Below are 25,828 nucleotides of genomic sequence, written 5' to 3' on the forward strand. Positions count from 1 at the left end.
ATTGTTAGTAGAACGCTGTATTCTTTATCCGAAATCGAATCAAATGATGACATTATGTTGCTGTCGCCTTGCATTACAGCGCCAAAGTATTAATCCTTAAGAGGTATTACACCTGCTATGCAGATTCTTATCATGAACAAGGAGATACACATGAAGGCTGCTGTTGTTACTCAGGATCATCAGGTCAATGTTGCCGAAAAAAACTTACGCCCTCTTAAGCATGGAGAAGCGCTGCTGAAGATGGAATGCTGTGGCGTTTGCCATACCGATCTTCACGTAAAAAATGGCGATTTTGGCGACAAGACTGGCGTGATCCTGGGCCATGAAGGGATTGGTATCGTGAAAGAGATTGGTCCTGGCGTCACGTCACTGAAAGTGGGCGATCGCGCAAGCGTGGCATGGTTCTTCGAAGGTTGTGGACACTGTGAATATTGTAATACCGGCAACGAAACCCTGTGTCGCGCCGTGAAAAACGCAGGATATTCCGTTGACGGCGGCATGGCTGAAGAGTGCATTGTTACTGCCGATTACTCGGTAAAAGTACCGGATGGTCTCGATTCTGCCGCTGCCAGCAGCATCACCTGTGCCGGGGTCACCACCTACAAAGCGGTGAAAGTTTCCGATATTAAACCAGGCCAGTGGATTGCGATTTATGGTCTGGGCGGGCTGGGTAACCTTGCCCTGCAATACGCTAAAAATGTCTTTAACGCCAGGGTCATCGCTATCGACGTGAATGATGAACAGTTGAAGCTGGCGGCCAGCATGGGTGCGGATTTGACCGTGAACTCCCGCAGTGAAGATGCCGCGAAAGTCATTCAGGAGAAAACCGGCGGCGCACACGCTGCAGTCGTCACGGCTGTCGCGAAAGCGGCATTTAACTCCGCAGTAGATGCCGTGCGTGCCGGAGGACGTGTGGTGGCCGTCGGCCTGCCGCCGGAAGCGATGAGCCTTGATATTCCACGTCTGGTCCTGGACGGTATTCAGGTCGTAGGGTCGCTGGTCGGCACTCGTCAGGATCTGCTGGAAGCGTTCCAGTTTGCTGCGGAAGGCAAGGTTGTACCGAAAGTCACAATGCGTCCATTAGAGGACATTAACGCCATCTTTAAAGAGATGGAACAGGGCCAAATCCGTGGCCGTATGGTGATTGATTTACGCTCGTAAACCGTTAAAAATGCCCTCTCTCCAGGGAGAGGGCAAGCAATCAGGACGCGCTGCGTCTGTCTGCAATCCACTCCTGTACTTCAATCTGGAAGGTATCCGGCGCTTTGCGGTACATTTTGCGAGCCAGGTCGAGAATAGTATGGCGCGCTAACTCCTCTTCCATCCGCTGCTGTGCGCTGTCCATAACCGAGCGCACACCACACGGGCCGTCACACACCCACGCCGGAGGAGCGTCGTCAAATACGGCCAGCCGCTGACGCACTTCCCGACACTCAAACATATTCTTCTCTCCGTCAATGGCATGCGCCACATCCAGTACGGAGATCAACTCCGCCGGACGCGCCAGCTTAAAACCACCGCCCTTGCCTTCGGTACTGATCACCAGCCCGGCACGCGACAAACGGGTGAAGATCTTTCCCAGGTAGTCATATGGCACACCCTGCAGGGCCGCCATTTCCCGGACGCTCATCTCACGTTCGTTGCCTCTGGCATCCACCATACACATCAGACTATGGATGCCGTATTCCACACCGGAACTGTAAAAAGCCATGGTTAACTCCGAAGTTACTGTTGCGGCCATTATAACGATTTTTAACTCAGAAAGAAGTTGTCGCAGTTAACTCCGACAAGTATAGTGGCAGTTATGTCAGACATACAGCCTGACTGTTAAAAAGGATCGAACATGAAGAAGCAAATTTTAATTGTGGGTAGTGGTTTTTCCGGAATGTGGGCTGCGGTGAGTGCCGCGCGACTGGCAGAACAGGAAGGCAATAACGGCCTCAAGATTGCCGTGCTGGCTCCCGCCCCGGAACTGCGCGTTCGCCCACGCTTCTATGAAGAGAAAGTTTCATCGCTGGTCGCCCCGCTCACCGACCTGTTTACCAAACTGAATATTGAATTTATCGCCGGCAGTGCTGAACACATTGATGCAAAAGAGAAAACTGTATCATACCGCGATGCAAACGGCGCTAAGGCAACGGTGTCCTGCGAACGCTTAGTGCTGGCGACAGGCAGCCAGACCAGACGCCCTCCGGTTGCCGGACTGGCCGAATACGCGTTTGATATTGACCAGCTGGAATCAGCCCGGCGGTTCGAACAGCACCTTGATTCGCTGGTCGATCGCCCGTCCACTCCTGAGCGCAATACCGTTGTGGTCTGCGGTGGTGGTTTTACCGGTATTGAACTGGCAACCGAACTCCCTGCCCGCCTTCGCGCACGTTTTGGTGATGAAACAAAGACTAATATTATCGTAGTTGAAAGAGGTGCAGTCATTGGCGGTCGCTACAGCGAAGCGTTGCGCAAAACCATAGAAGATGCCAGCAACGAACTGGGCATTGAATGGCGTCTGAACAGTGAAATCGAGGCTATTGACGCAACAGGCGTGACGCTGAAAAACGGTGAGCGAATTGCATCATCGACGGTTGTCTGGACGGCGGGCGTTGAGGCGAATCCCCTCAGCCAGCAGATCGCGGGCGAACGTGACACGCAGGGCCGTCTCATCGTTACTGAGTATCTGCAGGTGCCAGCACATCCTGACGTTTACGCCACCGGCGACATGGCGCACGCCAAAACAGACGACAAGGGCAATACCGCGCTGATGACCTGCCAGCACGCAATCCAGTTGGGTAAGTTTGCCGGTCACAACGCTGCAGCCAGTCTGTTAAACGTCGAACCCTATCCTTATCGTCAGGTGAACTACGTCACCTGCCTGGATTTAGGTGCCTGGGGCGCGGTGTATACCGAAGGGTGGGAACAGGTGGTGAAATCGGTTCGTGACGACGCGAAGAAGATCAAAATCGCCATTACCAATGAGCTGATTTACCCACCAGCAGCCGATCGCACCCTCGCGTTTGCCGCTGCCGATCCGCTGGCAAAATTTGTCTAGTCTCCTGCTACCGCTCCTTAACGGGAGCGGTTTTTAAGGCTCATGCCGTGCGTTCACTCGCGTGACGAGTTTTTACTTTCAGATGGGCATAAAGCAGCAGTGAGGTCATCGCGGAAAACGACAGGATAGCCGCGGGTAACGTGACATAGCTCCAGCTAAAACCGAGGGTGATCATCATCCCGCCAAAATACGCACCGATCGCACTTCCCAGATTAAACGCCACCTGCCCTCCGGCAGCGCCTAACAGTTCGCCCCCTTTTGCATTTTGCAGCAGCAGAATTTGCAGCGGTGCAGAGAGCGCGAAAAGCCCGGCGCAACAGATGAAGCCCATCACCAGCGAGGCCGTTTTCTGTTCACCGAAAGCAAAGAGCAGCAGCAGTGAAGCGACAATCACCAGATCGGTCGTCGCGGCGATGCGCAGCGGGCTATAACGGCCGGATAGTTTCCCGCTCATAAGATTACCGAGCACCATGCCCAGCCCCATCAGCATCATAATGATGGTCATCCCCCCTTCGGAGAAGCCAGACACATTGACCATAAACGGCTTAACAAAGCTGAACCAGGCGAACACCCCGGCATTGCCAAACATGGTGGCGGCAAAAATCAGCCACGGTTCCGGTTTTTTCAGAAAGTGAAACTGCTCGGTGAGCCTGGTTTCTGTTTTATCGTAAAGTTTCGGCACCCACAGCAGCACGGAAAGGATGACCAGCGCGTCGAACGCAGCGATCAGGAAGAAAGTGTAACGCCAGTGATATTCATGGCCCAGCCAAGTGCCGAGGGGAACACCGACCAGGTTGGCCACCGTCATTCCCGCCACCATCCCGGCCACCGCCACCGTGACCTTACCCGGAGGCGCGATTTTCGAAAGAATAATCGCCCCGACACCGAAAATGGCACCATGAGGGAAACCTGAGATCAAACGCCCCGCCGCCAGCCCCAGATACGAGCCAGACACGCTGAAGAGGGCATTACCGATGACGCACATCGTCACCAGAAAAAGCAGCGTCGATTTTAATGAGAACCTGCTGGAAAATAGCGCCACGATCGGCGCGCCGATCACCACGCCGAAGGCGTAAAAGGAGATCATATTCCCGGCGGAGGGAATCGAAATGCCGGTGTCATGCGCCAGCTCCGTCAACACACCCATAATGCCAAACTCAGCCATTCCGAGGCCAAACGTACCAAGCGCCAGCGAGAAAATTGTCTTTTTCATAACACAACCAGGCGTTAAAAGTTTATAGCGGGCATTATTGACCAATCTTGTATGGTGAGCCAGTTCAAATCAGTTTACTGACACATTAATCCATTAATTCAGGTGGATCACACGCCTGTTGCGGCCTCGCTCTTTATCGTGCCGGACAACCTGAGGATGACAATCATGGTGAGTAAGAGCAGCTGTTGATGTCGTAAATATCCTTTCAGGGATGTTGCTGAGCGATTGTGATATTACTGGAAGACGCCTCGCATAATTTATATTACCAGGGTAAACGGTATTGTCTTTTATTGGCGGCGGTTGATAATGACCGCACCAACAGAGGAGACGAGAATGAAACAATCTGCCATAACCAATCAGCCAGCTCATGGGCTGACTCATACATCATCCGGTCCTGCTGAACCTGGCCCGACTTCAAAACATAAGCTATCAGAGGAGGACCGCGCATTTATACGATCAATGAATGAATTTGTGGAAAAACATGGAACGATTACTGACGATGATTTTTTCAGGGTGCTTTGATGCTTAAACAATTTAATATCTATCGTAATCCTTCAGCAGCAACCAGGGATTGTCTTCCTTACTATATGCTCATCCAGGATGATTGTTATGATGATCTTGCCACACGCGTTATTGTGCCATTAATGAGAAAAAGTCAATTACCCTTATGGCAAAGCCATCTGGCACCGAGAATAAATATAGATTTTGAAACCTTTCTAATTTATTCGCCAATGATAAGTAATATTAATAATCAGAAAATTAACAATAAAGACTTTGTTTGTAATTTACGCAATGCTCGTCATGATGTTATAGCTGCAGTAGATCGTTTATTGACTAACACATGACTTAAGACCCCCCAGATAGACCCGCGCAAGCGACGCGCCGCCAGACAAAGCCGACGGCGCAGGAGAACTTACTTCATCCCTTCCGTACTCTCATTTTTCGCTTCCAGACGCTCAACATCACGATACCAGCGCGGATGATGTTTCTGCGCCCAGCGGCGACTCACCTTCCCTTCAATCATTCCTTTGATCGACCCTTTCACCCAGAACGCCATATACATGTGGATCAGGATGGCGTGGATCAAAATGATGGCCGAGGTCGCGTGGATCAGTAGCGCGTAACGAATCACCTGAATCGGGAAATAGTGCGCAAAATATGGACGCCAGATGATAACGCCGGTAACCAGTAGCACGAATATCATGCTCATGATGGTCCAGAACATCATCTTCTGTCCGGCATTGTATTTGCCCACTTTCGCGACTTTATGCTCGTTCCCTTTCAGAACTTCGACAATCCCTTTCACCCACGGAATATCCTGCTTGTCCGGGATGTTGTGGTGTACGAAGCGCACAAACATAAACATCAGCACCACGAAAATCAGTACGCCGAAGAACGGGTGCAGAATGCGCCCCATCTGCGGTGTCCCGAAGGTTTCGGTCAGCCATTGCAGGGTCGGGAAGAAAAACGAAATCCCCGACACCGCCACCAGGAAGAAGCAGATCACCACCGTCCAGTGACAGGCGCGGTCAATAAACTTCGTGCGCACTATCATTTTCGACTTACTCATGATGTTCCTCCTCGTCCTCATCCACCTCTTTGTTTGGCCCGATACCGATATAGTGATAAATCAGCCCGGCAAAGGTGGCGATAAAGCCCGCCGCAGAGAGCGGTTTCAATGCACCTTTCCACAGATTGATCGAGGTATCGATCGCCGGATCTTTCGGCAGATTGTGGTACAGCTCCGGCTGGTCGTTGTGGTGCAGCACATACATGACGTGTGTACCGCCCACACCCGGCGGGTTGTAAATGCCCGCATTGTCGTAGCCGCGCGCTTTCAGCTTGTCCACCCGCTGTTGGGCCACCTCCAGCATCTCTTTCTTCGTTCCGAAGTGGATCGCGCCGGTTGGACAGGTCTTCACGCAGGCAGGCTCCTGCCCGACGCTGACGCGGTCCACGCACAGAGTGCATTTATAGACCCGGTTATCCTCTTTATTGAGGCGCGGGATATTAAACGGACATCCCGCGATGCAATAACCGCAGCCGATGCAGTTATCCTGCTGGAAGTCGACGATCCCATTGGCATACTGAATAATCGCCCCGGCAGACGGGCATGCCTTCAGGCAGCCCGGATCTTCACAGTGCATACAGCCGTCTTTGCGAATCAGCCACTCCAGTTTGCCGTTCTGGTCGGTTTCGCTAAAGCGCATCACCGTCCAGGATTTGGCGCTCAGATCGGCCGGGTTATCGTAAACCCCGACACAGTGTCCCACTTCGTCGCGGATATCGTTCCACTCCGAGCAGGCCACCTGGCAGGCTTTACAGCCCACGCAGGAAGAGACGTCAATAAGTTTGGCAACTTCGGCCTTGTAATCCCGCACGCGAGGCGCGGGAGTAATCGGGTTCGTCGCGGAGCGCTTAATAATGTCTTGTGTTTCCATCGCCATTTAATCGCTCCTTACGCTTTCTCGATGTTGACCAGAAACGCTTTGTATTCCGGCGTTTGCGAGTTGGAATCGCCGACGTTTGGCGTCAGGGTATTGGCGATGTAGCCTTTCTGCGCCACGCCTTCAAAGCCCCAGTGCAGCGGAATACCGACGGTTTCCACCTGCTGACCATGCACGTTCAACGACTGCAGACGACGGGTGACCACCGCGACAGCGCGAATAAAACCACGCTTGCTGCTTACCTTCACGCGATCGCCGTTGGCAATGCCTTTCGCTTTCGCCAGCGTTTCGCTTATCTCCACAAACTGTTCCGGCTGCGCGATGGCATTCAGCCGCGCGTGCTTGGTCCAGGTGTGGAAATGCTCGGTCAGGCGGTAGGTCGTTCCGACATATGGGAACTTGTCCTTTTTGCCTAAACGCAGCACGTCGTCCTCGTAAATACGCACAACCGGGCTGGAGACCACGTTCGGGTGCAGCGGGTTGGTGCCGAGCGGCGTTTCCATCGGCTCGTAGTGTTCCGGGAATGGCCCCTCTGCCAGCTTGTCGAGCGCGAACAGACGCCCCAGACCTTCCGGCTGCATGATAAACGGCCCGGTGTTACTTCCCGGCGGTGCGGTATTGAAGTCCGGGATATCGTTACCCGTCCACTTCGAGCCATTCCACTGGATCAGCATCCGTTTCGGGTCCCACGGCTTACCGTTGATATCTGCCGACGCGCGGTTGTAGAGCACGCGACGGTTCAGCGGCCATGCCCATGCCCAACCCAGCGTATTGCCAAGTCCTGACGGATCAGCGTTATCGCGGTTAGCCATCTGGTTACCCTGCTCTGTCCAGCTACCGGTGTAGATCCAGCAGGAAGACGCCGTAGTACCGTCATCACGCAGCAGCGCAAAGCTGGTCAGCAACTGGCCTTTTTTCGCCACGAGGTTACCATTCGCGTCATAGAGATCGGCCAGCGCCACGCCGTTATTCTCTTTCGCCACTTCTTCTGACTCAGGATGATCCGGCTGTTTGTAGCTCCAGCTCATCTTCAGCAGCGGCTCAGCGCCTTTACCGCCTTCAGTGCGGTACATCTCGCGCAGGCGATGGTAAATCCCGGCCAGGATCTCCCCGTCGTTGCGCGCTTCACCCGGTGCGTCCTGCCCTTTCCAGTGCCACTGCAGCCAGCGACCAGAGTTGGCAATCGAACCGTCTTCTTCCGCAAAGCAGGTGGATGGCAGGCGGAACACTTCGGTCTGAATCGACGCCGGATCGACATCGTTCGATTCACCGTGGTTCTGCCAGAAAGTGGAGGTTTCCGTCACCAGCGGGTCGATGACGACCATGTATTTCAGCTTGCTCAGGCTGCGAACAACCTTGTTTTTATCCGGGAACGACGCGACCGGGTTAAAGCCCTGGCAGATATAACCGGTGACGTTACCCTTATCCATCATGTTGAAATATTTGATGACGTCGTAGGCCTGGTCCCACTTCGGCAGCCACTCAAAGCCCCAGTCGTTCTCTTTCTGCGCCGCATCACCGTAGAAGGATTTCATCAGGCTGACGGCGAACTTCGGATAATTGCTCCAGTAGTTCACCTGATCCGGCAGCGTGGCTTTCGGCGTATTCGCCGTGAGCCAGGTCTGGAAATCAGTCTGTTTTTCCGATGGCAGCGTCAGGTAACCCGGCAGGCTGGTCGACAGCAGACCGAGGTCAGTTAAGCCCTGAATGTTGGAGTGACCACGCAGCGCATTCACGCCGCCACCGGCCATCCCCATGTTGCCGAGCAGCAACTGGATCATCGCCATGGTACGGATGTTCTGCGCGCCCACGGTGTGCTGCGTCCAGCCGAGCGCATACAGGAAGGTGGTGGTTCGGTTTGCTGCACTGGTCGAGGCCAGCACTTCACACACCTTCAGGAAGTCCGCTTTTGGCGTACCGCAGATGTTTTCCACCACGTCCGGCGTATAGCGGGAAACGTGCTGTTTCAGCAGATTCCACACACAACGTGGGTGCGTTAGCGTTTCATCACGCATCGCATAGCCGTTTTCATCGAACTGATAGTTCCAGGAGGACTTATCGTACTGGCGTTTTTCGGCGTCATAGCCGCTAAACAGCCCGTCATCGAAGGCAAAATCATCCCGCACCAGCAGATTCGCGTTGGTGTAGTGCTTAACGTATTCCGCGTTAATTTTGTTGTTTTCGATCAGGTACAACAGCACGCCAGACAAGAACGTAATGTCCGTACCGGAACGAATCGGCGCATAGATATCGGCAACCGATGCCGTACGCGTAAAGCGCGGATCGACGACGATAAGCGTCGCATCGTTGTTGTTTTTCGCTTCCATCGCCCAGCGGAACCCCACCGGATGGGCTTCAGCGGCGTTACCGCCCATCACCACCACGACGTTAGCGTTTTTGATATCAACCCAGTGGTTGGTCATCGCACCGCGACCAAATGTTGGAGCAAGACTTGCTACCGTTGGTCCGTGTCAGACGCGCGCCTGGTTGTCTACCGCCAGCATGCCGAGGGAACGCACAAATTTTTGCGTCAGCATGCCGGTTTCATTACTTGCCGCCGAGGCGCACAGCATCCCGGTGGAGAGCCAGCGGTTGACCGTTACGCCCTGCTCGTTCTTTTCAATAAAGTTGGCGTCTCGGTCGGCTTTCATCAGTTTCGCAATGCGAGAGAAAGCCTCGTCCCAGGAGATGCGCTGCCATTTGTCGGAACCCGGTGCGCGGTATTCCGGGTAGCGCAGGCGGTTTTCGCTGTGAACATAGTCCAGCAGTCCCGCCCCTTTCGGGCACAGTGCCCCACGGCTCACCGGATGATCCGGGTCTCCTTCAATATGATAAATCGCTTCTCTGGCGTTCTTCGCGCCATCACCCAGGCTATACATCAATAGCCCACAACCCACGGAGCAGTATGTGCAGGTGTTACGGATCTCTTTGGCACGCAGCAGTTTATAGTTGCGTGCCTGAGCCAGCGCCATTTTGGGAGCAAATCCCAGCATCGCGGCTGTTGTTCCGGCCATACCGCCCGCGCAGATTTTGAAAAATTGTCTGCGGCTGACGTCCATTGCTGTCCTCGTTATCTGATAAGACTTCGCGCCGCAAACTAACAGTAAAGCCCCTGATTTTTTTGCGTCAAATCAAGGACACCAGCCTTCGCCCCCTTAATAGTCAGCGCTGGCGGGTTTGAATACTCCTTACGGGTTAAAGACTTAACAGAATTATTCGCGAGAAGGCGCGGATTAGTGCTATAAGTTTTTCCTTTGATTTTTAAAACGATGGCAAGGTAATGGACAGAAAGAAAGCAACGCTCACTGGACTGGCGGCAATTCTTTTGTGGAGCACGATGGTTGGACTTATTCGCAGCGTGAGTGAGGGGCTGGGTCCGGTTGGCGGTGCGGCCATGATCTACACCGTCAGCGGGTTATTGTGTCTGGTGACGGTTGGCTTTCCTGATGTTCGACGCTTCTCCCCCCGTTATCTTATTGCGGGAAGCGTGCTGTTTGTCAGCTATGAAATATGCCTGGCGCTGTCGCTGGGCTATGCCGCAACGCGCGCTCAGGCTATTGAGGTCGGGATGGTTAATTACCTTTGGCCTAGCCTGACGATTGTCTTTGCGATTCTGTTCAATGGACAAAAATCAAACCTGTGGGTGATCCCCGGATTAGCCATTTCACTGTTGGGCGTGTGCTGGGTATTAGGCGGTGAGAACGGATTGCACGTTGATGAAATAATCCGCAATGTGGTTTCAAGCCCGCTCAGCTATGCGCTGGCTTTTGCCGGTGCTTTTATCTGGGCGGCTTACTGCACCGTGACCAGTAAATTTGCCAAAGGGCAGAATGGCATTACCCTTTTTGTTTTACTCACTGCACTCAGCCTGTGGGTGAAATACGCCGTGAGCGACCAGCCAGACATGGTGTTCAGCATTCCTGTCGTGGTGAAACTCTTCATGTGTGGCGTGGCGCTTGGCTTTGGCTATGCTTCGTGGAATATCGGTATCCTTCACGGTAACGTCACCGTGCTTGCCGCCGTGTCCTATTTCACGCCGGTATTGTCTGCAGTACTGGCAGCTGCCCTTCTTAGCTCCCCGCTCTCATTCTCCTTCTGGCAAGGAGCATTGATGGTGTGTGCCGGCTCGCTGCTCTGCTGGTACGCCACCCGAAAATAGGCCTGCATAAGCCAGCATTATTGGCTGGCTTTACTGCTTCGGCACCTTCGCCAGGCTAAACCAAATCCCGACCGCAAGAATCAACAACATTCCCCCCGCGCATGCCAGCGCCACGCTGTGCGAGGTAATAAACGCGTTTTTCGCCGCCACGATCACCGACTCCGACAGTGTCGGCGTCAGATCCTGCGCCACCTTCACCGCTTCACCAATGGACGACGAGGCTTTATCAACCAATGAAGCGTTTAACCCCTGCGGCAGCACGATCGATGCCGAAAAACTGCGGGTTAGCAGCAGGCCGAAAATCGCGATCCCCAGTCCGGCACCCAGTTCATAGGACATAGTTTCAATCGCCCCTGCGGCGGCAGCTTTCTCTTTCGGCGCGGCGGCCATAATGGCGGAGGTCGAGGCCAGCAGCGCGCTGGCGGCACTGAAGCCAAGCAGCACCATCAGGCACCACGCCTGCCACTGTTGAGTGCTGAAATCGAGCATCGACAGGCCGAGAAAACTGACCGCGCTCAGGCTCATGCCTCCGGCTGCGACAATGCGCAACCCCAGTTTTCCGACCAGTACGCCCGCAATCGGGCCACTGAACCCACTCGCCACCATCAGCGGCAGCATAAACATTCCCGCATCAAACGGTGTGAAACCGTGAACAAACTGCAACTCCTGCGCCATCAGCAGTTCAAAACCGACCAGCGCAATCATGGCGGTCATAGCCATCACGACGCCGCTTAAGATAATGCGGTGACAGAAAAGACGCATATCGATCATCGGTACGCGCGCGCGCAACTGTATACGCACAAAGATAAACAGCAATACCGCACCCGCGAGCAACGCAGAGGCCACCAGCCACGGAGAAAGTACGCCTTTCAGCGCCGTTTTCGCGCTGTAGACCAGCAGTAAAATCGCGACAATTAACATTATCGCATGGCTGATATTGAGCGGCTGTTCAGGGCGTCCCTGCTGAGCTGGCACGAAACGCGCGGCGAGCGAGACCACCATCACCACGATCGGCACGTTGATCAAAAATACCGATCCCCAGTAGAAATGTTCAAGTAGCATACCGCCAATCAGCGGGCCAAACGCCGCGCCACCCGAGCCCACTGCGGCCCAGACACCCAGCGCAATATTCCGATCCCGCACGTCAACAAACAGCGTGCGAATTCCCGCAAGCGTGGCAGGAATGATCATCGCCGCCCCAATCGCCAGCGACGCGCGCGCGGCAATCAGCCAGCCTGCAGAGGGCGCAAGGGCAGCCGCCAGCGACGACAGACCAAATAAAGCACTGCCGATCATCAGCAGCCGTTTAAAGCCAATACGATCCCCCAGTGCGCCCATCGGCAGCACCATTCCCGCCATCACCAGCGAGTAAATATCTATAATCCACAGCAATTCATTGCCGCTGGCTCCCAGCGTCATGCTCAATGTCGGCGCTGCCACGTGCAGCACCGTCGCGTCAATCGCCACCGGAATATAGACCAGCACGATAATCACTAACGCTAACCACTGACGAAACATAAATATCCTTTTCACTCTAAACCTGGACACATGTCCAGAATGCGATCCTACGTAAAGTTGAACACTTGTCCAGCGCTTTGTTACACTCGTTTCATGACCATTAAGAGTGAGCAAAAATGCCTTATTTGAGCAAGGACGAGCGTCGGGAAGCGATCTTACAGGCAGCCATGCGCGTAGCGCTGGCGGAAGGGCTGGCGGCGATGACAGTGCGCCGTATTGCCGCGGAAGCCGGTGTGGCGGCCGGGCAGGTTCATCACCACTTTGCTTCAGGCGGCGAGCTAAAGTCATTGGCCTTTGTTCGGCTGATCCGCGAGCTGCTTGATGCCGAAGTCGCTGGCGAAAACGCCAGCTGGCGTGAACGTCTGCACGCCATGCTCGGCAGCGATGACGGTGGGTTCGAGCCCTACATCCGCCTCTGGCGGGAAGCGCAAATCCTGGCGAGCCGTGACCCTGAAATTAAGGGGGCCTATGTGCTGACGATGGAAATGTGGCATCAGGAGACGGTGGCGATTATTAACGCTGGTACAGCAGCCGGTGCATTTACCCTCAGCGATCGGGCAGAAAATATTGCCTGGCGGCTGATTGGCCTGGTATGCGGGCTCGATGGTATTTACATATTAAATATGCCAGAGATGGATGACGCTGCGTTTAATAAACATCTCGACAAATTAATCTCTCTGGAATTGTATTAATACTCCCTTGTGAGTAATTAAATCCGTCAAAAGTTACAATTAGTAACACATAAAGCGAGCCCTCATTCCCTTTCTAAACTCAGGGGTTCGCTTTTTTATCTATCCTTTCAGAAGCATCCTAAAACATCCAATAAATTACGCGACACGCTTACAGGCATCTGTCTGTTTTAACTTCTTTTTTTCCTTAAACTGGATAAGCAAGAGGGCGATATGTCACATCAAAGTGAGAAGAATAATCATTATCTGTTGAGTAACTGGAAACCAGAAAACGAACAGTTTTGGGAAAATAAAGGGAAACATATTGCACGAAGAAATCTTTTGATTTCGGTTGCTTGTCTGCTGCTCGCGTTTTGCGTCTGGATGTTATTTAGTGCCATTGCGGTCAATCTCAATAAAGTTGGATTTAATTTTACTACCGACCAGCTTTTCATGTTAACGGCACTCCCTTCTCTTTCCGGCGCAATATTACGTGTCCCCTACTCTTTTATGGTGCCAATATTTGGCGGTCGTTACTGGACTGTATTAAGTACGGTGATCCTGATTATTCCCTGCATCTGGCTGGGGATCGCCATTCAGAACACGGCCACGCCATACTGGGTGTTTATCATCATTGCGCTGCTGTGTGGATTTGCAGGTGCCAACTTTGCCTCCAGCATGGGCAACATCAGCTTTTTCTTTCCAAAATCCAGACAAGGCAGTGCGCTGGGCATTAACGGCGGGCTGGGGAACCTGGGTGTCAGCGTGATGCAGCTCGTTGCGCCGCTGGTCATTTTCCTGCCGATGTTCACCTTCCTCGGCGTGCACGGTGTGCCGCAGGATGACGGCTCAACGTTATGGCTGGCGAATGCCGCCTGGATATGGGCTCCCCTTCTGCTGCTGGCTACCATCGCGGCGTTCTTTGGGATGAATGATATCGCCAGCTCTAAGGCCTCGATTGCCAGCCAGCTTCCCGTTCTGAAGCGCTTTCATCTCTGGCTGCTGAGCCTGCTCTACCTGGCGACATTCGGCTCGTTTATTGGTTTCTCGGCCGGTTTCGCCATGCTGTCGAAAACCCAGTTTCCTGACGTCAATATTCTCCATCTTGCCTTTTTTGGCCCCCTGATAGGTGCGCTGGCGCGCTCGGCGGGCGGGATGATCTCAGACAGGCTTGGCGGTGTGCGCGTCACGCTGATCAACTTTATCTTTATGGCCGTGTTCAGCGCCCTGATCTTCCTGACGCTGCCCGGCTCTGGCTCAGGCAGCTTTATCGCCTTCTATCTTGTCTTTATGGGCCTGTTCCTCACCGCAGGGCTCGGCAGCGGCTCCACTTTCCAGATGATTGCGATCATCTTTCGCCAGATCACCCTCGCCCGCGTAAAGCAGCAGGGAGGCACTGACGAGCAGGCGCAGCATGAAGCGGTGACCGAAACTGCCGCCGCGCTGGGCTTTATCTCCGCCATTGGAGCCGTCGGCGGGTTCTTCATTCCGAAAGCCTTTGGCACCTCGCTGGCAATGACCGGTTCTCCGGTGGGTGCCATGAAAGTGTTCCTCGTGTTTTACATCGTCTGTGTGTTCGTTACCTGGCTGGTATATGGCCGCAAATCCGCAAAAAAATAATAACTAAACGTCCGAAGCAGGAGAAATGTCATGAGCAAACTGTTGGACCGCTTCCGTTACTTCAAAACAAAAGGCGACAGCTTCGCCAATGGACACGGGCAGGTGTATGCCACCAACCGTGACTGGGAGGACAGCTACCGTCAGCGCTGGCAGTTCGACAAAATTGTGCGCTCCACCCACGGCGTAAACTGTACCGGCTCCTGTAGCTGGAAAATTTACGTTAAAAACGGTCTGGTCACCTGGGAAACTCAGCAAACCGACTATCCGCGCACCCGCCCCGACCTGCCCAACCACGAACCGCGCGGTTGCCCGCGTGGTGCCAGCTATTCCTGGTATCTCTACAGCGCTAACCGCCTGAAGTATCCGCTGGTGCGCCGCAAGCTGATAGAACTCTGGCGCGACGCGCTGGCGCAGCACACCGATCCGGTGCTGGCCTGGGATGCCATCCAGAACGATCCGCAAAAAGCACAAAGCTACAAACAGGCACGCGGACGCGGCGGGTTCATCCGCTCGAGCTGGAAAGAGCTGAACCAGTTAATTGCCGCCGCGAACGTCTGGACGATTAAAAACTTTGGCCCGGATCGCGTGGCCGGTTTTTCGCCGATTCCGGCAATGTCGATGGTCTCTTACGCCGCCGGTACGCGTTATCTCTCCCTGCTCGGCGGCACCTGCCTGAGTTTTTACGACTGGTATTGTGATTTACCGCCTGCGTCACCGATGACCTGGGGCGAGCAGACCGACGTGCCGGAATCTGCTGACTGGTACAACTCCAGTTATATTATCGCCTGGGGCTCGAACGTCCCGCAGACGCGCACGCCAGATGCCCACTTCTTTACTGAAGTCCGTTATAAGGGCACCAAAACCGTTGCTATCACACCTGACTTTTCTGAGGTCGCCAAGCTGAGCGACCAGTGGCTGGCACCTAAACAAGGGACGGACAGCGCGCTTGCGATGGCCATGGGCCATGTGATCCTGAAAGAGTTCCACCTGGATAACCCAAGCGACTACTTCCTCAACTACTGTCGCCGCTACACCGACATGCCGATGCTGGTGCTGCTGGATGAACAGGCTGACGGTCGCGTAGTGCCAGGACGGATGCTGCGCGCGTCCGATCTCGCCGATGGTCTCGGTGAAGCCAATAATCCGGAGTGGAAAACCATCGCCTTCGACGTGGCCGGTAATCTGGTGGTGCCGAACGGCTCCATTGGCTTCCGCTGGGGCGAAAAAGGCAAATGGAACCTGGAATCGCTTGCCGCAGGCCAGGAAACCGAGCTGACGCTTTCTCTGCTGAACATCCACGACAGCGTGGCGGAGGTCGCCTTCCCTTACTTCGGCGGCAACGAAAACCCCCACTTCCGCAGCGTGAAACAGGAGCCGGTGCTAACGCGCCGCGTGCCGGGCAAAACCCTGACGCTGGCCGATGGCAGCCAGAAACGCGTGGTCAGCGTGTACGATCTGGTGCTGGCAAACTACGGCCTCGATCGCGGTCTGGAAGACAGCAACGCGGCACACAGTTACGCCGAAATCAAAGCCTACACTCCCGCCTGGGGTGAGCAGATCACCGGCGTACCCGCGTACCTGATTGAAAAAATTGCCCGTGAGTTTGCCGACACGGCGCACAAAACGCATGGCCGGTCGATGATCATCCTCGGTGCTGGTGTGAACCACTGGTATCACATGGACATGAATTACCGTGGGATGATCAACATGCTGGTCTTCTGCGGCTGCGTCGGACAGAGCGGCGGCGGCTGGTCGCACTATGTCGGCCAGGAGAAGCTGCGCCCGCAAACCGGCTGGCTGCCGCTGGCCTTCGCGCTGGACTGGAACCGCCCTCCGCGCCAGATGAACAGCACCTCGTATTTCTACAACCACGCCAGCCAGTGGCGCTATGAGAAGCTGACCGCACAGGAACTTCTCTCTCCGCTGGCGGATGCCTCGAAATTCACCGGGCACCTGATCGACTTCAACGTGCGTGCCGAACGCATGGGCTGGCTGCCCTCTGCCCCACAGCTCAACCTCAATCCGCTGCACATTAAAGCCCGCGCGGAAGCCGCAGGCATGACGCCGCAGGAGTATACCGTTCAGGGGCTGAAATCGGGCGACGTTCGCTTCGCCTGCGAACAGCCGGACAACGGCAAGAATCACCCGCGCAACCTGTTCGTCTGGCGCTCTAATCTGCTCGGCTCGTCCGGCAAAGGCCATGAGTACATGCTGAAATACCTGCTCGGTACCGAGAGCGGCATTCAGGGTGAGGACTTAGGCTCGACCGATGACGTCAAGCCTGAAGAGGTGGAGTGGCAGACCAAAGCCATTGAAGGCAAGCTCGACCTGCTGGTAACGCTCGATTTCCGTATGTCCAGCACCTGCCTGTTCTCCGATATCGTGCTGCCAACCGCCACCTGGTATGAAAAAGACGACATGAATACCTCGGATATGCATCCGTTTATTCACCCGCTCTCCGCCGCCGTCGACCCGGCGTGGGAATCCCGCAGCGACTGGGAGATCTACAAAGGTATTGCCAAAGTCTTCTCCGAGGTGTGCGTCGGCCATCTGGGGACCGAAACCGACGTGGTGCTGCAACCGCTCCAGCATGACTCTCCCGGCGAACTGTCGCAGCCGTTTGATATTCAGGACTGGCGCAAAGGTGAATGCGATCTGATCCCCGGCAAAACGGCACCCAACATTGCGGTGGTCGAACGTAATTATCCGGAAACCTATGAGCGTTTTACCTCCCTCGGCCCGCTGCTGGACAAGCTCGGCAACGGCGGAAAAGGCATTTCCTGGAACACGCAGAATGAAGTCGATTTCCTTGGCAAGCTGAACTACGTCAAGCTCGACGGCCCGGCGAAAGGCCGCCCACGTATTGAAACGGCGATTGACGCCTCCGAGGTGATCCTCGCGCTGGCCCCCGAAACCAACGGACAGGTGGCGGTAAAAGCCTGGGAAGCGCTCGGTGAACTGACCGGACGCGATCACACCCATCTGGCACTGAACAAAGAAGATGAGAAGATCCGCTTCCGCGATATCCAGGCGCAGCCGCGCAAAATCATCTCCAGCCCGACGTGGTCCGGTCTTGAGAGCGAGCACGTCTCGTATAACGCCGGATACACCAACGTTCACGAGCTGATCCCGTGGCGCACGATTTCTGGTCGCCAGCAGTTATATCAGGATCACCCGTGGATGCGTGCCTTCGGGGAGAGCCTGGTGGCCTATCGTCCGCCGATTGATACCCGCAGTGTGACCCACATGCGCGAGATCCCGCCGAACGGCTTCCCGGAAAAAGCGCTCAACTTCCTGACGCCGCACCAGAAATGGGGCATTCACTCCACCTACAGCGAAAACCTGCTGATGCAGACGCTGTCGCGCGGTGGGCCGATTGTCTGGATCAGCGAAACCGATGCGCGTGAGCTGGGCATTGAGGATAACGACTGGATCGAAGCCTTTAACGCCAACGGTGCGCTTACCGCCCGCGCGGTGGTCAGCCAGCGTGTGCCACCGGGCATGACCATGATGTATCACGCCCAGGAGCGCATTCTGAATATTCCGGGTTCCGAAGTGACCGGGCGACGCGGTGGTATTCACAACTCCGTCACCCGCGTCTGCCCGAAACCGACGCACATGATCGGCGGCTACGCGCAACTGGCCTACAGCTTCAACTATTACGGTACCGTCGGCTCTAACCGCGACGAGTTCATCATGATCCGCAAAATGAAAAACATTAACTGGCTGGACGGCGAAGGTCGGGATCAGGTACAGGAGGCGAAAAAATGAAAATACGCTCACAGGTTGGCATGGTACTGAATCTCGATAAATGCATAGGCTGCCACACCTGCTCGGTCACCTGTAAGAACGTCTGGACCGGGCGTGAAGGCATGGAATATGCGTGGTTCAACAACGTTGAGACCAAACCGGGCATTGGTTACCCGAAAAACTGGGAAGACCAGGACGAGTGGCAAGGCGGCTGGATCAGAGGTATTCACGGTAAACTCACGCCGCGCCTCGGCGGTAAAATGGGCGTATTGTCGAAAATATTCTCCAATCCCGTCATGCCGCAGATTGACGATTATTATGAGCCGTTCACCTTCGATTATCAGGATCTGCACCGCGCGCCAGAGGGCGATCATCTCCCTACCGCACGCCCTCGCTCACTGATCGACGGCAAACGCATGGATAAAATCGTCTGGGGACCGAACTGGGAAGAACTGCTGGGCGGCGAGTTCGAAAAACGCGCCCGCGACCGTAACTTCCAGAAGATCCAGAAAGAGATGTACGGTCAGTTTGAAAACACCTTCATGATGTACCTCCCGCGCCTGTGCGAGCACTGCCTCAACCCAAGTTGTGTAGCAACCTGCCCGAGCGGCGCAATCTACAAACGTGAAGAGGATGGCATTGTCCTCATCGACCAGGACAAATGCCGCGGCTGGCGTCTGTGCATCAGCGGTTGTCCGTACAAAAAAATCTACTTCAACTGGAAAAGCGGCAAGTCGGAAAAATGCATCTTCTGCTACCCGCGCATTGAGTCGGGTCAGCCAACCGTCTGCTCCGAAACCTGCGTCGGGCGCATCCGCTATCTCGGCGTGCTGCTCTACGACGCGGACCGCATCGAAGAGGCCGCCAGCACCGAACATGAAACCGATCTCTATGAGCGCCAGTGCGACGTATTCCTGAACCCGCACGATCCGGCTGTGATTGAAGAAGCGGTGAAACAAGGGATTCCACAGAACGTGATTGACGCCGCCCAGCGTTCGCCGGTCTATAAAATGGCGATGGACTGGAAGCTCGCCCTGCCGCTGCACCCGGAATACCGCACCCTGCCGATGGTCTGGTACGTACCACCGCTGTCACCGATCCAGTCCTACGCGGACGCGGGCGGCCTGCCGCAGAGCGACGGCGTGCTGCCTGCGGTGGAGAGCCTGCGCATCCCGGTGCAATACCTGGCAAACATGCTCAGCGCGGGCGATACCGGCCCGGTGCTGCGCGCCCTGAAACGTATGATGGCGATGCGCCACTACAAACGTTCCCAGACCGTAGAAGGCGTAACCGACACCCGCGCTATTGAAGAAGTAGGCCTGACGGAAGCACAGGTTGAGGAGATGTACCGCTATCTGGCGATCGCCAACTACGAAGACCGCTTCGTGATCCCGACCAGCCACCGCGAGATGGCCCGCGACGCCTTCCCGGAGAAAAACGGTTGCGGCTTCACCTTCGGCGACGGCTGCCACGGCTCCGACACCAAATTCAACCTCTTCAACAGCAGCCGCATCGACGCCATTAACATCACCGAGGTGCGCGAACACGGGGAGGGAGAATAATGCAGATCCTCAAAATCATCGCGCTGCTGATTGAGTACCCCGATGAAATGCTGTGGGAAAGCCGCGATGAAGCCCTTTCCCTGATTGAACAGGACGCGCCCATGCTGCTGCCGTTTGCGCAGCAGCACCTGAGCGCTCCGCTGCTGGATAAGCAGGCCGAATGGTGTGAAGTGTTTGAACGGGGCCGCGCGACGTCGCTACTGCTGTTCGAGCACGTTCATGCCGAGTCACGCGATCGCGGTCAGGCAATGGTCGACCTGATGAGCCAGTACGAGAAAGCCGGGCTGCAGCTGGACTGCCGCGAGCTGCCGGACTACCTGCCGCTCTATCTGGAGTATCTCAGCATCGTTACCGATGATGAGGCGCGGGACGGTCTGCAAAACGTTGCGCCGATCCTGGCGCTGATTGGTGGGCGGTTAAAACAGCGCGGCGTGGCGCATTTCCAGCTATTCGATGCGCTGCTGACGCTCGCGGGCACCCGCCTTTCCAGCGACAGTGTTGCAACTCAGGTGTCTGGTGAAAAACGGGATGACACCCGTCAGGCGCTGGACGCCGTGTGGGAAGAGGAACAGGTGAAGTTTATCGAAGACAACGCCACATCGTGCGACAGCTCGCCGATGCAGCAATATCAACGACGCTTTAGCCAGGACGTCGCACCGCAGTACGTTGACGTCGGCGCGGGAGGCACAAAATGATCCACTACCTCAACGTGTTTTTCTATGACATCTACCCGTATATCTGCGCGACCGTTTTTTTCCTCGGAAGCTGGTTGCGCTATGACTATGGGCAATACACCTGGCGCGCCTCATCCAGCCAGTTGCTCAGCAAACGCGGGATGAACTGGGCTTCAAACCTGTTTCATATCGGCATTCTGGGGATCTTCTTCGGCCATCTGTTCGGCATGTTAACCCCGCACTGGATGTACGCCTGGTTTTTGCCCGTTGCCGTCAAACAGCAGCTGGCGATGATTGCGGGCGGGATTTGCGGTGTGCTGACGCTGATCGGTGGCTCCATGCTGCTGATCCGTCGCCTGTTTAACCAGCGGGTACGCGCCACCTCCACCACGCCGGATATCATTATTATGAGTATCCTGCTGATCCAGTGCATCCTGGGGCTTTCAACGATCCCCTTCTCAGCACAGTACCCGGACGGAAGCGAGATGATGAAGCTGGTCGGTTGGGCGCAGGGTATCGTGACGTTCAAGGGCGGTTCATCTGAAATGTTGAGCGGCGTCGCACCAATCTTCCGCGTACATCTGGTGTTGGGGATGACCATCTTCCTGATCTTCCCGTTCACGCGGCTGGTGCACGTCTGGAGCGCGCCGTTTGAGTATTTTACCCGTCGGTATCAGGTGGTGAGATCGCGCCGTTGATTTTGTCGGGTGGCGGCTGCGCCTTACCCGACCTACTCAAGCACCTGTAGGCCCGGTAAGGCGCAGCCGCCACCGGGCTATTTCCCCGCCTGCGGATGCGTGTCAAACCCTGCCATTACCGCCGTCAGTTCCGCCAGCGTAAAGCCATGTTTTGGATCGTCCACACCCAGCCCAAACCGTTCCTGCATCAGCTGATACAGCGCCTCTGCATCCGGCAGATGGATCTGCTCCTCCACATGGCCATTCTGCCAGTGGGTAAAGTTGAAGTTGGTCAGCGTCAGCTTGCCACCGTCCGGCAGATGACGACACATCAGCAAATGGTGACGAAAATGCGACTGCGGCCAGTGGGCCGACCAGAAGTTCCCCATCACGTAATCGGTAAAATACTGCGTCGCCAGGTCAAAATGATACATCGACTGCCAGTGCTCATGGTGGCGGAACTGCAGTACCCAGTCGTTACCCTCGCTCAGGAGGCGATAATGTCCGTGCGGCGTGGCCTGTTCTTCGTTTGCGATTAAGCGTATCGGTGCCGTCAGCGTCTGCCCGCCAAAGCCAACGTCAGCAATCCAGCGCTCGCCGTTAAGCTCAACCAGCAGCAGCCGGTGCGTGCGCGGCGGCATTTGCGGCGGATTCGCCAGAACCACACGACCCAGCACGCTGCGTACCGTGAAGCCGACCTCGCGCAGCACCCGCTCAAACAGGCCGTTTTGCTCGAAACAATACCCGCCGCGGCGCGCCGTCACCAGTTTGTCGACCAGACACTGATCTTCAAGGTGGATCTCACGCGGCAGAACGACGTCGATATTCTCGAAGGGGATCGCACAGTTGTGGTGTAGATGCAGCGCTCGCAGGGTATCGATATCAACCGATGCGGGCTGTGTCCAGCCCGTACGGGAAAAATAGGCACTCAGAAATGGGGACATGATTCGCTTCCTTGAAGTGATATTCCTTGTTTATAAACTATTTTGTCGTACTGAGATGCGCAAAAGTGCTTTTTAAGGCCGGGCGTTGCGCTGCAGGATACCGAATGCGCTCAGCATTAACACCAGCCCGGTGATGAGCGTCAGTGTCGCCATCGCCATTCCTTGTCCAACAGAGCCTTGCTCGAACTGACGCCAGATAAAGACCGACACCGTCTGAGTCCCCGCGGGTGCCAGTAACAGAGATGTCACCAGCTCACGCGAGGCAATCGCGAACACCATCAGCATCGCCGCCAGCAGCGCAGGGGAAACCAGCGGCATCACGATAAACCGCAGCACCTGGAACGCGGATGCCCCGTGTACGCGCGCGGCAGGTTCCAGATTACTCCCCAGTTGACGCAGCGCACTGCCGACGTAACGCACCGGCCACGGCAGTAAAAGACAGCAATAGGAAAGTAACAGAATAACCCAGGTATTGTAGGGCGAGAGCGGCCAGAAAGGACGGTTCCAGAGCAGGATTAACCCGACACCGACTACGATACCCGGTAGTGCGGCTGGCATCAGCGAGAGCGCGTCCAGTATGCTGCGCCCTTTTATCTTTTGCACTACCGTCAGCCATGAGACCAATAACCCTGACACGCCGGTTATGCACGCCGTAGCCAGCGCCAGTGATAAGCTGGTGCCCAACGCTGACAATGCATCGCCCTGTTGATTAAACAACGCAGCGTAATGTGACAACGTCACGTTAGATATTGCCACACCGCCGGACAGGGTTCTTAACACACCCGACAACGCCATCGACAGCCCTGGCAGGATCACCGCGATGATTCCTGCGGATGCCATCAGGAGCACAATCGGCAGCGTGAATACGCCCGCCTCTGCCCCCGTATTCTGCATCGGTTTACCGGTAATGCTGGTGACATCATGATGTCCGGTCAGTTTTTTCTGTACTCCCCAGGCGCTGAGCGCAATCATCACCAGTACCACAGAAAGCATTGAAGCCCCGGACAGATCGACCGGCCAGTCTGCCAGCTTCTTTTCGATGTCGGTAGTCAGCATCAATACACCTGCTCGCGTTCCCAGTGCGGCAGGCACACCGAACTCCTCAATCGCCAGCGTGAATGCCAGCAGCATCCCCGCCGCCAGCGAAGGCGATAGCATCGGCAGCGTAATGTGCCAGAACGCCCTTCCCGCGCTCGCGCCGTGTACACGGGCAACCAGCGCCAGGCGTTGTCCACTCGCCAGTAAACTGCGCGAGACAGCAAAATAGATCACCGGAAAAATGTTCAGCGCCATCACCAGCACAATGCCGGTTTTGCTGAACAACACATCATTCAGGTTGATACCCGTTAACTGCTGCAAGTAACCATTGGTTTGCAGCACCAGCATCCACGACAGCGCAGCAATGTAGGGCGGCGTTAAAAATGGGATCAGGAACAGCAGATCCCACAGGCGTGGCAGCGGCAGGTTCAGCAAACCCCGCGCCACGCCGAGAGGAAAACCGATCAGGGCGCTGACCAGCGCAACACCGATACCGACCTGAAGCGTTCCTCCCAGCATACCGGGCAAGTGTGGCTCAGCCAGTAACGCCTGAATACCGCTAAATGCCCCCGTCAACTCGCCTGCGCTGAACTGCGGAAATACCGCCTGCAGAGCAATAAAGGACAACGGAAACGCCACCAGAATAATCAGCAGCGCCAGCGTCATAACCGACAACGTTCGTTGATTCACAAGGCAATCCTGAAGACGGGGTTGCCCCCGCCGGGTGAATTACAGGGAGAAAAGCGTGTTGAAGCGCTTAAGAATATCGCTGCGTGCGTGAGTGCCATCGCTTTTGGTCGGCAGGATATTAAGCTCGTTCAGCAGCGGACGCTTCGCCTTGACGTCACCACGCGCTGGCATCAGCCACGCGTCCGCCACCATCGCCTGACCTTCCGGGGAAAGCACATAATCGATAAAGGCCTTCGCATCATCCGGATGCCGGGTTGTTTTCAGGATCATCATCGGACGCGGAGCAATTACCGTACCGCTCGCCGGGAAGATCACCTTCAGGGATTCGCCCTGGCTGATGTTGCCATAAGAAACATAATCCACCGCGCCAAACACGGCTGCTTTTGCCCCCTGCATCACTGGCGTCACCGCTTGTGCGTTCGGACCGCTTACCACCATGCCGTTCTTTTTCAGCGCATCAAACAGCGTCCAGGCGTTGTCACCCATGCCGTTTTGCAGACCGATCAACAAATCCAGTGACGCACCCGACAGCGACGGGTTCGGCGTGGTCACTTTGTCTTTAAACGCATCGGTCGTCAGATCCTGCCACTCTTTCGGCTCCGGCGTACCGCTTTTGGTATTCCAGACGATCCCCAACGCCGAGACGCCCTGCGCCACATAATCCGCAGATTTCAGTTCGGCAGGAACTTTTTCAGCGTTAGCACTCTGGAACGGCAGCAGCCAGCCGCGTGCGTGCAGATCTTCAGCCGTGTCCCAGGAGGCGGAGATCAGAACATCCGCCTGCGGGTTGGCTTGTTCCGCCTCCAGGCGCGCCATCACCTTCCCGGTCGTTGCCTGGAAGATATCAACTTTCACACCGGTTTTCTTTTCAAAGCCGGTCGCCAGATTTTTGGCAAGCGATCCCGGCCCGGCGGTGTACACCGTCAGCGCATGGGCACTGGTGATCATGACAGACGATAACGCCATGGCGAGCAGAACTCCTTTTTTCACAGACATGGTGGCTTTCATGCAAACTCCCCTGAGGATGAAATCAAACGATCGGCAGCGACGCTGCCTGCAGACAAATGCACGATGCGATCGGCCAGGATTTCAGCCTCCCGGCGGTCGTGGGTAACATACACAGCGGTTGTCCCGAGCTGACGCAGCAGCGTGGTTATCTCCTGACACAGTGATTCACGCAGTTCGCTGTCGAGATTAGAGAGCGGCTCGTCAAAAAGCAGCACGCGAGGTTCAGCGACGATCGCCCGAGCCAGCGCCACGCGCTGCTGCTGCCCGCCGGATAGCCCGGCAGGTTTGCGGTCAGTAAAATCGCTTAACCCGACACGTGAAAGCGCCTGAGCAACGCGGGTATCGCGCTCCTGACGAGGGATATTGCGCATCTTCAGGGGAAAGGCCACATTCTGTGCTACCGTCATATGCGGCCACAGCGCATAGTCCTGAAAGACCATGCCGATATCCCGCGCTTCCGGCGGCAGCGACCAGCCCGCTTTTGCGACCTGACGTTCGCCAAAGTGGATTTCTCCCGCGGCTGGCTGCGTTAACCCCGCCAGCAGCCGAAGCAGCGTACTTTTCCCGCAGCCTGATGGCCCCAGCAGCGCAACCACGCTGCCCGCATCAATGTGCAGATCGATTTGATTCAAAACGGTATTCGTCCCAAACGCGTACGAGACGCCTTTGTGCGTAATGGAGGTCAGCATATTGTTATCCTCTTTGGGATTTACTGTCCGCCACTGTAGGGAGACTGTATGACGAACACATGACGCTACTGTTGCGTCTTGATTTCACCCGCCCTTCAGTCGTTTAATGCCGTAAACCCTGCAAA

At 55.6% G+C, this 25,828-nt stretch carries 21 protein-coding genes; 11 read left to right on the forward strand and 10 right to left on the reverse strand.

Annotated elements, in window-relative coordinates:
* Positions 1–150: 150 nt before the first annotated feature.
* The gene (adhP, locus tag EoCCA6_RS01455; protein WP_152081144.1) at positions 151–1,161 is read left to right on the forward strand and encodes an alcohol dehydrogenase AdhP; all 1,011 of its coding nucleotides are present in this window, start codon (positions 151–153) and stop codon (positions 1,159–1,161) included.
* Between the two features lie 40 nt (positions 1,162–1,201).
* Here adhP and EoCCA6_RS01460 read toward each other — a convergent pair whose 3' ends face one another.
* Entirely contained in the window at positions 1,202–1,711 is a 510-nt protein-coding gene (locus EoCCA6_RS01460; protein WP_152081145.1) for an RrF2 family transcriptional regulator, read from the reverse strand.
* Between the two features lie 132 nt (positions 1,712–1,843).
* Between EoCCA6_RS01460 and EoCCA6_RS01465 the strand changes: the two genes are divergently transcribed.
* Complete coding sequence (locus tag EoCCA6_RS01465) at positions 1,844–3,046, forward strand: NAD(P)/FAD-dependent oxidoreductase (protein ID WP_152081146.1); 1,203 nt, start codon at positions 1,844–1,846, stop codon at positions 3,044–3,046.
* Positions 3,047–3,086: 40 nt separating this feature from the next.
* Here EoCCA6_RS01465 and araJ read toward each other — a convergent pair whose 3' ends face one another.
* Positions 3,087–4,259, reverse strand: coding sequence for an MFS transporter AraJ (araJ, locus tag EoCCA6_RS01470; RefSeq protein WP_152081147.1), 1,173 nt, complete (start codon positions 4,257–4,259; stop codon positions 3,087–3,089).
* Positions 4,260–4,592: 333 nt separating this feature from the next.
* Here araJ and EoCCA6_RS01475 point away from each other — a divergent pair, with 333 nt between their 5' ends.
* Both EoCCA6_RS01475 and EoCCA6_RS01480 read left to right on the forward strand, forming a co-directional pair.
* Positions 4,593–4,781, forward strand: coding sequence for a type II toxin-antitoxin system CcdA family antitoxin (locus EoCCA6_RS01475; protein ID WP_152081148.1), 189 nt, complete (start codon positions 4,593–4,595; stop codon positions 4,779–4,781).
* Positions 4,781–5,104: a CcdB family protein gene (locus EoCCA6_RS01480; protein ID WP_152081149.1), complete on the forward strand. Its 324-nt coding sequence runs from the start codon at positions 4,781–4,783 to the stop codon at positions 5,102–5,104. Before EoCCA6_RS01475 ends, EoCCA6_RS01480 begins: the two co-directional genes overlap by 1 nt.
* A gap of 68 nt (positions 5,105–5,172) precedes the next feature.
* Here EoCCA6_RS01480 and fdnI read toward each other — a convergent pair whose 3' ends face one another.
* The 3 genes from fdnI to fdnG are packed head-to-tail and all read right to left on the reverse strand — an operon-like array spanning position 5,173 to position 9,765.
* On the reverse strand, positions 5,173–5,829 hold the full coding sequence (gene fdnI / locus EoCCA6_RS01485; RefSeq protein ID WP_152081150.1) for a formate dehydrogenase-N subunit gamma: 657 nt from the start codon (positions 5,827–5,829) through the stop codon (positions 5,173–5,175).
* Positions 5,822–6,706 (reverse strand): formate dehydrogenase subunit beta, encoded by an 885-nt coding sequence (gene fdxH, locus EoCCA6_RS01490; protein ID WP_152081151.1) that lies wholly within the window; start codon positions 6,704–6,706, stop codon positions 5,822–5,824. The genes fdnI and fdxH overlap by 8 nt, the downstream gene beginning before the upstream one ends.
* Positions 6,707–6,717: 11 nt before the next feature.
* The gene (gene fdnG / locus EoCCA6_RS01495; RefSeq protein ID WP_152081152.1) at positions 6,718–9,765 is read right to left on the reverse strand and encodes a formate dehydrogenase-N subunit alpha; all 3,048 of its coding nucleotides are present in this window, start codon (positions 9,763–9,765) and stop codon (positions 6,718–6,720) included.
* 221 nt (positions 9,766–9,986) lie between these two features.
* Between fdnG and yddG the strand changes: the two genes are divergently transcribed.
* Positions 9,987–10,865, forward strand: coding sequence for an aromatic amino acid DMT transporter YddG (yddG, locus tag EoCCA6_RS01500; protein WP_152081153.1), 879 nt, complete (start codon positions 9,987–9,989; stop codon positions 10,863–10,865).
* A 30-nt stretch (positions 10,866–10,895) separates the two neighbouring features.
* On the opposite strand, the gene EoCCA6_RS01505 is transcribed toward yddG, so the two are convergent.
* Complete coding sequence (locus tag EoCCA6_RS01505) at positions 10,896–12,383, reverse strand: MFS transporter (RefSeq protein ID WP_152081154.1); 1,488 nt, start codon at positions 12,381–12,383, stop codon at positions 10,896–10,898.
* A 116-nt stretch (positions 12,384–12,499) separates the two neighbouring features.
* Here EoCCA6_RS01505 and EoCCA6_RS01510 point away from each other — a divergent pair, with 116 nt between their 5' ends.
* The 6 genes from EoCCA6_RS01510 to narI all read left to right on the forward strand — a co-directional run bounded on the left by EoCCA6_RS01510 (position 12,500) and on the right by narI (position 21,355).
* The gene (locus EoCCA6_RS01510) at positions 12,500–13,075 is read left to right on the forward strand and encodes a TetR family transcriptional regulator (protein WP_152081155.1); all 576 of its coding nucleotides are present in this window, start codon (positions 12,500–12,502) and stop codon (positions 13,073–13,075) included.
* Between the two features lie 210 nt (positions 13,076–13,285).
* Positions 13,286–14,671 (forward strand): NarK family nitrate/nitrite MFS transporter, encoded by a 1,386-nt coding sequence (locus tag EoCCA6_RS01515; RefSeq protein WP_152081156.1) that lies wholly within the window; start codon positions 13,286–13,288, stop codon positions 14,669–14,671.
* 30 nt (positions 14,672–14,701) lie between these two features.
* A complete protein-coding gene (locus tag EoCCA6_RS01520) occupies positions 14,702–18,442 on the forward strand; it encodes a nitrate reductase subunit alpha (protein ID WP_152081157.1) in 3,741 nt (1,246 codons plus the stop codon).
* Positions 18,439–19,983 (forward strand): nitrate reductase subunit beta, encoded by a 1,545-nt coding sequence (gene narH / locus EoCCA6_RS01525; protein WP_152081158.1) that lies wholly within the window; start codon positions 18,439–18,441, stop codon positions 19,981–19,983. The genes EoCCA6_RS01520 and narH overlap by 4 nt, the downstream gene beginning before the upstream one ends.
* Positions 19,983–20,678 carry a nitrate reductase molybdenum cofactor assembly chaperone gene (narW, locus tag EoCCA6_RS01530; RefSeq protein WP_152081159.1) on the forward strand — a complete coding sequence of 232 codons (696 nt, stop codon included), beginning with the start codon at positions 19,983–19,985 and terminating at the stop codon, positions 20,676–20,678. Before narH ends, narW begins: the two co-directional genes overlap by 1 nt.
* Positions 20,675–21,355, forward strand: coding sequence for a respiratory nitrate reductase subunit gamma (gene narI / locus EoCCA6_RS01535; RefSeq protein ID WP_152081160.1), 681 nt, complete (start codon positions 20,675–20,677; stop codon positions 21,353–21,355). The genes narW and narI overlap by 4 nt, the downstream gene beginning before the upstream one ends.
* A gap of 77 nt (positions 21,356–21,432) precedes the next feature.
* On the opposite strand, the gene nhoA is transcribed toward narI, so the two are convergent.
* The 4 genes from nhoA to EoCCA6_RS01555 all read right to left on the reverse strand — a co-directional run bounded on the left by nhoA (position 21,433) and on the right by EoCCA6_RS01555 (position 25,703).
* Positions 21,433–22,278 (reverse strand): N-hydroxyarylamine O-acetyltransferase, encoded by an 846-nt coding sequence (gene nhoA / locus EoCCA6_RS01540; protein WP_152081161.1) that lies wholly within the window; start codon positions 22,276–22,278, stop codon positions 21,433–21,435.
* 72 nt (positions 22,279–22,350) lie between these two features.
* Complete coding sequence (locus EoCCA6_RS01545; protein WP_152081162.1) at positions 22,351–24,006, reverse strand: ABC transporter permease; 1,656 nt, start codon at positions 24,004–24,006, stop codon at positions 22,351–22,353.
* 39 nt (positions 24,007–24,045) lie between these two features.
* On the reverse strand, positions 24,046–25,014 hold the full coding sequence (locus EoCCA6_RS01550; protein ID WP_152081163.1) for an ABC transporter substrate-binding protein: 969 nt from the start codon (positions 25,012–25,014) through the stop codon (positions 24,046–24,048).
* Positions 25,011–25,703 (reverse strand): ABC transporter ATP-binding protein, encoded by a 693-nt coding sequence (locus EoCCA6_RS01555; protein ID WP_152081164.1) that lies wholly within the window; start codon positions 25,701–25,703, stop codon positions 25,011–25,013. Before EoCCA6_RS01555 ends, EoCCA6_RS01550 begins: the two co-directional genes overlap by 4 nt.
* Between the last annotated feature and the right edge of the window lie 125 nt (positions 25,704–25,828).

This window comes from Enterobacter oligotrophicus, from assembly GCF_009176645.1.
Taxonomy (GTDB): domain Bacteria; phylum Pseudomonadota; class Gammaproteobacteria; order Enterobacterales; family Enterobacteriaceae; genus Enterobacter; species Enterobacter oligotrophicus.

Excerpts from the sequence above, each read along its gene's own strand:
- adhP (WP_152081144.1), top strand. The coding sequence starts at position 151 with ATGAAGGCTGCTGTTGTTACTCAGGATCATCAGGTCAATGTTGCCGAA.
- EoCCA6_RS01460 (WP_152081145.1), bottom strand. The coding sequence starts at position 1,711 with ATGGCTTTTTACAGTTCCGGTGTGGAATACGGCATCCATAGTCTGATG.
- EoCCA6_RS01465 (WP_152081146.1), top strand. The coding sequence starts at position 1,844 with ATGAAGAAGCAAATTTTAATTGTGGGTAGTGGTTTTTCCGGAATGTGG.
- araJ (WP_152081147.1), bottom strand. The coding sequence starts at position 4,259 with ATGAAAAAGACAATTTTCTCGCTGGCGCTTGGTACGTTTGGCCTCGGA.
- EoCCA6_RS01475 (WP_152081148.1), top strand. The coding sequence starts at position 4,593 with ATGAAACAATCTGCCATAACCAATCAGCCAGCTCATGGGCTGACTCAT.
- EoCCA6_RS01480 (WP_152081149.1), top strand. The coding sequence starts at position 4,781 with ATGCTTAAACAATTTAATATCTATCGTAATCCTTCAGCAGCAACCAGG.
- fdnI (WP_152081150.1), bottom strand. The coding sequence starts at position 5,829 with ATGAGTAAGTCGAAAATGATAGTGCGCACGAAGTTTATTGACCGCGCC.
- fdxH (WP_152081151.1), bottom strand. The coding sequence starts at position 6,706 with ATGGCGATGGAAACACAAGACATTATTAAGCGCTCCGCGACGAACCCG.
- yddG (WP_152081153.1), top strand. The coding sequence starts at position 9,987 with ATGGACAGAAAGAAAGCAACGCTCACTGGACTGGCGGCAATTCTTTTG.
- EoCCA6_RS01505 (WP_152081154.1), bottom strand. The coding sequence starts at position 12,383 with ATGTTTCGTCAGTGGTTAGCGTTAGTGATTATCGTGCTGGTCTATATT.
- EoCCA6_RS01510 (WP_152081155.1), top strand. The coding sequence starts at position 12,500 with ATGCCTTATTTGAGCAAGGACGAGCGTCGGGAAGCGATCTTACAGGCA.
- EoCCA6_RS01515 (WP_152081156.1), top strand. The coding sequence starts at position 13,286 with ATGTCACATCAAAGTGAGAAGAATAATCATTATCTGTTGAGTAACTGG.
- EoCCA6_RS01520 (WP_152081157.1), top strand. The coding sequence starts at position 14,702 with ATGAGCAAACTGTTGGACCGCTTCCGTTACTTCAAAACAAAAGGCGAC.
- narH (WP_152081158.1), top strand. The coding sequence starts at position 18,439 with ATGAAAATACGCTCACAGGTTGGCATGGTACTGAATCTCGATAAATGC.
- narW (WP_152081159.1), top strand. The coding sequence starts at position 19,983 with ATGCAGATCCTCAAAATCATCGCGCTGCTGATTGAGTACCCCGATGAA.
- narI (WP_152081160.1), top strand. The coding sequence starts at position 20,675 with ATGATCCACTACCTCAACGTGTTTTTCTATGACATCTACCCGTATATC.
- nhoA (WP_152081161.1), bottom strand. The coding sequence starts at position 22,278 with ATGTCCCCATTTCTGAGTGCCTATTTTTCCCGTACGGGCTGGACACAG.
- EoCCA6_RS01550 (WP_152081163.1), bottom strand. The coding sequence starts at position 25,014 with ATGAAAGCCACCATGTCTGTGAAAAAAGGAGTTCTGCTCGCCATGGCG.
- EoCCA6_RS01555 (WP_152081164.1), bottom strand. The coding sequence starts at position 25,703 with ATGCTGACCTCCATTACGCACAAAGGCGTCTCGTACGCGTTTGGGACG.